A 6,462-nucleotide genomic window follows, 5' to 3' on the forward strand; every position below is an offset into this window, starting at 1 on the left:
ATACCGGGAGAATCCTTATCGGTCAACGGCCGACAAAAAAGACGATGGCTCGAAGGAGACTGTCACGGCCACCCCTTGGTCGGTCTCCCGCTGCAGAACCGCACCGAGCTGCTCAGCCAGGACGTTCACCAGGGCAAAGCCAAGCCCCTCACGGGGAAAAGAGGGGGCTTTTTCAGGGGGAATCCCCACACCGTCATCACGGACCGAGAGGACGCAGTTCCCGTTACGTCGATACATCTCGAGGGAGACCTGCCCTGATCGCTTCCCGGGAAAGGCGTAGCGAAAGGCGTTTTCCACCAGCTCATGGGCGATCAAGCCGCAGGGAAGAGCGTCCCCCAGAGGCAAAAAGACCCCCCGAACCCGGATATCCAAGGCCACCCCCTGCCGGAAGGCACCGCAGGAAGCGGCCACCCTGGTGAGGTACTCTTCCATCTCGATGGCAGAGACATCTTCGGCCCCACAGGCCATCTCGTGAACCGAGGCCATTACGTGAAGACGGTTTTGACAGGTCTCCAGAAGCTGTTGCAGCTCCGCATCCTGATCAGCCCGGGAGGCCTGGAGGCTCAGAAGGCTGGAGACGATCTGCAAATTATTCTTCACCCGGTGGTGGACCTCACGGAGGAGACTCTCCTTTTCGTGCAGACTGGTTCTGATTATGGAGTAATCTTCATGGAGCCGGGAACTCATGGCCAGGAGGCTCCGTGCCAGCGCGCCCACCTCGTTACGGAACAGCCCCAGCTGCTCCAGCTCTTTCGAGGGCAGAGGATTCCGGAGATCCATCTGCTCGGCCAGAACCTGCAACCGCTGGAGGGGGCTCGTGATTATCTTGGCGACGGCAAAGGCCAGAAGGAAGAAAAAGCAAAAGAGTATCCCCATCACGTACAGGGCAAACCGGTCTGCCTCGACCAGCGGAGCGGTGAAATACCCTTCCTGGATAAAAACGGCAACCTTCCAGCGGGGGGCATCATTTCCTTTCAGAGAGGGATTGGCCAGAGGAAGAATCGCGCCATGAAGACGCTCACCTTGAACATCCACCACCAGAGGAGGCAATCCCGGAGAAGACCGGCCCTCCTGCAACAATCTCCCGTTTTTCAGGAAGGACGCGATCTCTTCGAGAAGAGGATCACCACTCCCCGAAAGGGGCTGAAGCGCGGCATGATCCCGCGATGCGGCGACAACCCTCTGGTGCTCGTCGAAAACGACAAGCACACCCCGTTCGGGAGCGATCTGGGAGCTCAAATAGGCACCGACTTGACCCAGCGTGACCACCACCGAGGTCACCCCTCCGGGAAATCCCCCGAAGGGCACCGCCGAGGTAATCACCAGATCTCCATCAGACCAAAGAGGATACACCTCGGACCAGAGCGGTCCATCGGCTGCACGCGCTCCCTGGAACCAGGGGCGATCTCGCGGATCGTAGCGGGCCGGATCGATTCCCAGGGAACCGGAGGCGGCCCCGGGGACAGGGGATGCAGAATCAGACGAAGGAGACCGGGACGGCCAGAAGGTGAGGACCCCGCCCGAACTATCTCCGGCGTAGCCGAAGCGGATATCCCCCCCGGACTGGCGTTGCGCTTCGTAGTATTCGCCGTCGAGATACCCCACCGAGATAATCGCCAGGGCCGGGCAACGCTCCAACTGATCCAGAAACACCCCATGAATCTGCTCCTCCAGCGGCCATTCATCGGGAAGGTTCTCCAGATACGTTGCATTCACCTCGGAAACGTTCTGCGCCGACTCCAGAAAGGACGAGAGCTCTCTTGTTACGGAGAGCGCTGTCTCGCGAGAGAGCTCCTGCACCAGATCACGAACAACGGCGCGGGACCCTGCCAGATAGAGCGCCCAGCCAGTAACAAATCCCAGGGCAATGAGCGAGAAGAAAGGAACGCTGGTGATCCAGCGAATGTTCCAGCCCTTTATCACAAAACCTCCTGTACAATGGAACTGATACGGAGGACCATTATTAACCCGGCAGAAAGATCATGTCCTGCCTTGTCGACCAGGAAAAGCGAATATTCCTTCCGGAGGCGTCCGCGCCGACAATTCAGGACGCTTGTTTTGGACGTTCCCGCCATCATATCCCGCACAATACTACTCAACGAAAGGCGATCGGTCTTCTCCGGACACATCCCGGAAACCTCTTTCGGACGATCTTCAGGAATTATCCCATGACACATCCCGCTACACAACCCGGCTTGATTGCTTTCAGCGTTGTCTCCCTGCTGGGAAGCACCAACTGCCTCATCTTTGGCCTGCTTTCCTGGAAAACCTACCGGAAACATCCCCGGGGAACTCCCCATTATAACGCAGCTCCCTGGCTTCTGGCCCTTTTCCTGGCGCTCTCTGCCGGATTCGCCTCGGCCTGGTATCAGGACAGTCTTTCCTACCGGATCGCTCCGCATCTTCTGCCCTTCACCTTTTCGTTCCGCCTGCTCTATGGACCGCTCATCTTCGGCTTTTCCTGGGCGCTTTTGGGGCACTCCACCCCTTCCCGATTCAGAACAGCCCTGCATCTGACTCCGTTTTACGTACACCTGGTCCTCCTCGTGCCCCTTATGGGGCGTAGCGGAGGCGAAAAAATACTGTTCTGGGAACAGACAAGGTGGATCTCACAGTTCTACTCGATGGCGATCATCCTTCAGATTGTTCACCTTCTTGTTTACATGATTTGCACCCTGGCAGTTATCCAGCGATCAACCCGTCCCCCCCTGACCGTCTGGAACCCCACGGCCGGTCTTCGCGCCCCCTCATCCCGCAGAGAGGAACTGTCGTGGCTGAGCAACATCCTTGTGGCGGTGGCGGTGGTCCTGGGAATCTTTACCTTTATGACCGGTGCCTTCATCCTGGGGGCATCGCCGGAGATCATTCTCTTCACGCGCAGAATGAACGAAGCGCTTCTCTTTGTCGCAATCCATCTCCTGGCCTATCAGGGCATCCGGTACGGAACACTCCTGGCTCCTTCAGAAACTCCCCAAAGACGAGGGCTGGATCGGTCCCAGACAGAAGAAGCGAGCCAGGCTGATAATACCGGAGGTGCCACCGCAGCCGACGCACCCCAGGACTCGAAGGAGCATTTCGACCTTTCCGACTCTGCAGCTCAGGCGCTTGCCCGCCAGGCCGACGAGCATATCCGGAGGACCCTGGCCTTTTTGGACCCCGCCCTCTCTCCCGGAGATCTGGCCCAGGAGATGGATGTCCACCCCCACAATCTCTCCCATGCGATAAACAACGTACTGGGTCAGCGCTTTTCCCACTACATGAACGGCTATCGCGCAGAATACGCCCGACGGTTACTTATTTCCTCCTCGCACGGGGCTACTCCTCTCACAGAAATAGCCCGGATGTCTGGATTTCGTTCAAAATCCTGCTTCAACGCAACCTTCAGGAGCTGCTACGGATGCACACCCTCGGAGTTTCGAAAAAAATCCGCAGTTTCACCTGGTCCGTCACGAAGTGACCACTCCAGCCCCTCTCATGAATGAACACGAAACCGGGAGACCAGTTCCTTCAGGTGCTCCGCCTGGGTTTGCAAATCCTGCGCCGCCGAGGCCAAGGTAGCGGTCTGGCCTGACTGTTCTTCGCTGGTAGCAGCCACTTCTTCCGAGGCCGAGGCTGTCTGCTGAACCATCTGATCCAACTGAACCAGGGCCTCGCTCACCGAAGTTGCCCCCTGACTCATCTCTTTACTGGAGGAGCTTATTTCCTGCACCAGATCGGCCGTACGGCGAATGTTTGGAACCATAGCATCCAGAACCTGTCGGGCACCCTCGGCAGTAGCCACGGAATCGGTACTCACTGTACGAATCTCCCGGGCCGCACTGGCCGAGTTCTCGGCAAGTTTTTTCACCTGGGAAGCCACCACGGCAAAGCCCTTCCCGTTCTCCCCTGCCCGGGCAGCTTCTATGGCCGCATTCAGGGAAAGCATATTGGTTTCTCGTGCGATATCTTCGATAACAGAAATTCTTTCGGCGATTTGCTTCATGGCTTCCACCGTAGCCTGGACCGCGACCCCGCCATCCCGGGCTCTCCGGGCAGATTCCAGAGCAATTTTTTCCGTCATTTCGGCGTTATCGGAACTCTGGCGAATATTGGCAGCTATCTGCTCCATCGAGGCTGAAACCTCCTCCACCGATGCGGCCTGCTCCGATGCTCCTTGCGACAACTGCTCGGCAATGGCCGCCATCTGGCGGGATCCCTGGGCTGTGTCCTGACCGATCCCGAGCAGGGCCTCGCTCCCGGAGGAGACCTTCAGGGAACAGCTTTGGATTCCCGCCACCACTTCCCGCAAGGTTCGGTTCATCCGGTCAAAGGCGTGGGCCATCGTACCGATCTCGTCACGTAACGCCAAATCCTGCTCTTCAACGTCCTGGGTCAGGTCCCCCGAAGCCAGAAGATCCATGAAATCAGCTGCTTCGTGGACATGGTTGCCCACCCACCCGGCAAGAAGACGACCCACCACCATGATTCCAACCAGAGCAAACAGTACCAGGGGTATAATTGCCGCTATCATCCGGTAGATCGGCGCGTGGAGATCGCGAAAAGGAAGGAGATAAACCATTCCCCAGTTGGAAGATCCGGGAATTGCCGAGAAAATGGCCTGCATCCGGGTACCGTCGGGACGGGCAAAATCTTCTCTCCCCGAGTCTCCCTGAAGGATTCTCTCTCCCACTCGATCCAGGTTCACATATCCGGGAGCGTCCATAACATTAAGTTCCATGACGATGTCGGGGTCTGGATGGGCGATGACTATTCCCTGGCCATCCACAACCGCGCCAAACCCTTCCTGACCAAAGTGCATGTCCCGGGTTATCACGCTCAGATCTTCGAGGGCAACCGAAGCGATTACCGCCCCAACCAGATCCCCCTGATGATCCCGGACCTCGTGGGCAATGGCCACAAAGGGGTTACCAGTACTTCTGCTGATCAGGCCGTTACTGACAGCGTACCGGTACCCTCGGGAATAGATATCCTGAATATATCCTCGATCAAGAAGATTTCCTCTCACGTCCTGGCTGGTGATAAGGTTTCCCTGAGTATCGACAAAGCTCAGATTTTCAAGGTGTCCCGGCAGATAATAGTGAAGATCCAGCAGGTACGACCGGATCTCCTCAAGGTCTCCCTGGCGAATCACGGGTTGCAGGGAATACTGCTGAACCAGGTCGATGTTCCCTTCAAGCCATCGACCAGTCTCAGCCCCCCGGGCCGAGACAATTTCCCGGGACATATCCCGGATAGTTTCACTTTGAATCCTCATCATTTGCCACAAGAGAAGCCCTCCCATAAGAGAGAGGAGGAGAACCGCAGCTCCTCCAAAACAGGCGATCATGCGTCCCTGGAGGGACCTGAACCGATACATAACGTCAATCTCCTTCTGAACGAATTGTTCGAGCCATTTATTACTACTTTCTACTGCGTATTACTTCCGGGGCTTGCACAGCCCGTAACCCCGAAACCGCCCGGACCCCAAGAGAAGCGGCCCCTGCACCATTCTCCGAAAAACGCACCGCACGTGAACCATTCTCCGGCTGCTTCCGTCTTTCAGGCGAATTGGGGGAAACCGCTTTACCGCAAGCGATCCCGGGTGGAAGGGCACTGAATCGACAAGAACCTGCTCCGGCTCGGGGAGTCCGATTTTTGTACAGAGCAGCGACACTTGCTTTCGAGCCCATTCATCGGCGTCCACCTGGCGGTTTCGCTGCCTTCTGTCCATTACAACGGGGGTAATACTGTCCCAAACCTGGGATGGTCCGGTGAAATCCTCCGGTTCATCAAATTCGCTAATACCATCAATGCGGTCACTCCCCCCTCCAGAGGAAAGGAAGATTTCACCTGCCGGGAGAGGTTTGAGTCCGAACAGACCGAGCCTCCCCAGAGTCAGTACGATTCCCCGTTCCCCCTGAGCTGCAGAATCCAGAATCTGCCGGAGTTCCTCTTCCTCCGCCGGAGCGAGCCCCCTGGGCAACACCACGGCAGCGCCAGTCACAGCAAGAGACCCCGCACGTCCTCGGGGCTCGCATAAAGGAGCGTAGGCCACGTGGGTCTCCCGCAGAGGCTCTCCGCCTTTTGCATGGCCCGATGCCAGTTCCCGGGCCCGTTGGGAACGCTCTTCCGCCAGAGGGATGAGGGTTGCCCGCAACGCCTGGGAAAGAAGGGTTGTCTGGGACAATTGAAGATCCTTCCCGTAGGTCTTGGTCAGTGAAATTATCCGTGGAGAGAAAACAGTGCCCGCAGTTTCGATGGTGAGTGCTTCTTCGGGGACAGAAAACCCGCCAGGGAATCGGGCCTCCGCGATGGATCGGGAGGAATCTCTTTCAAGAAGTGTTTCGGGATGATACGAAAAAGCCACAGTACTTACTCCACAATAAAGCGGTCCACAATGCCCTTGACCCGGGCAATGCCCTCACCGTTCTTGCCGCTCATCTGCTCCACGGCGGTCACGGCCTGCTGGATCTCGTCGGAACC

Annotated in this window: 4 protein-coding genes; 1 reads left to right on the forward strand and 3 read right to left on the reverse strand. The window is 57.5% G+C overall.

Annotation, left to right across the window (positions count from 1 at the left end; translation table 11 throughout):
* Nucleotides 1-15 precede the first annotated feature (15 nt).
* Complete coding sequence (locus BW950_RS08385) at nucleotides 16-1,923, reverse strand: histidine kinase dimerization/phosphoacceptor domain -containing protein (RefSeq protein ID WP_076488838.1); 1,908 nt, start codon at nucleotides 1,921-1,923, stop codon at nucleotides 16-18.
* A 245-nt stretch (nucleotides 1,924-2,168) separates the two neighbouring features.
* On the opposite strand from BW950_RS08385, the gene BW950_RS08395 reads away from it, so the two are divergent.
* Entirely contained in the window at nucleotides 2,169-3,482 is a 1,314-nt protein-coding gene (locus BW950_RS08395; RefSeq protein ID WP_076488840.1) for a helix-turn-helix transcriptional regulator, read from the forward strand.
* Here BW950_RS08395 and BW950_RS08400 read toward each other — a convergent pair.
* Both BW950_RS08400 and csb2 read right to left on the reverse strand, forming a co-directional pair.
* Nucleotides 3,473-5,356 carry a methyl-accepting chemotaxis protein gene (locus BW950_RS08400; RefSeq protein WP_076488841.1) on the reverse strand — a complete coding sequence of 628 codons (1,884 nt, stop codon included), beginning with the start codon at nucleotides 5,354-5,356 and terminating at the stop codon, nucleotides 3,473-3,475. The two genes, BW950_RS08395 and BW950_RS08400, sit on opposite strands and share 10 nt — an antisense overlap.
* 60 nt (nucleotides 5,357-5,416) lie before the next feature.
* Nucleotides 5,417-6,346: a type I-G CRISPR-associated protein Csb2 gene (csb2, locus tag BW950_RS08405; protein WP_076488842.1), complete on the reverse strand. Its 930-nt coding sequence runs from the start codon at nucleotides 6,344-6,346 to the stop codon at nucleotides 5,417-5,419.
* Nucleotides 6,347-6,462: the final 116 nt, after the last annotated feature.

The organism is Alkalispirochaeta americana, assembly GCF_900156105.1.
Classification (GTDB): Bacteria; Spirochaetota; Spirochaetia; order DSM-27196; family Alkalispirochaetaceae; genus Alkalispirochaeta; species Alkalispirochaeta americana.

What these genes read in the sequence shown, in the direction of transcription:
- BW950_RS08395 (WP_076488840.1), top strand. Translation starts at nt 2,169, where the DNA reads ATGACACATCCCGCTACACAACCCGGCTTGATTGCTTTCAGCGTTGTC.
- BW950_RS08400 (WP_076488841.1), bottom strand. Translation starts at nt 5,356, where the DNA reads ATGTATCGGTTCAGGTCCCTCCAGGGACGCATGATCGCCTGTTTTGGA.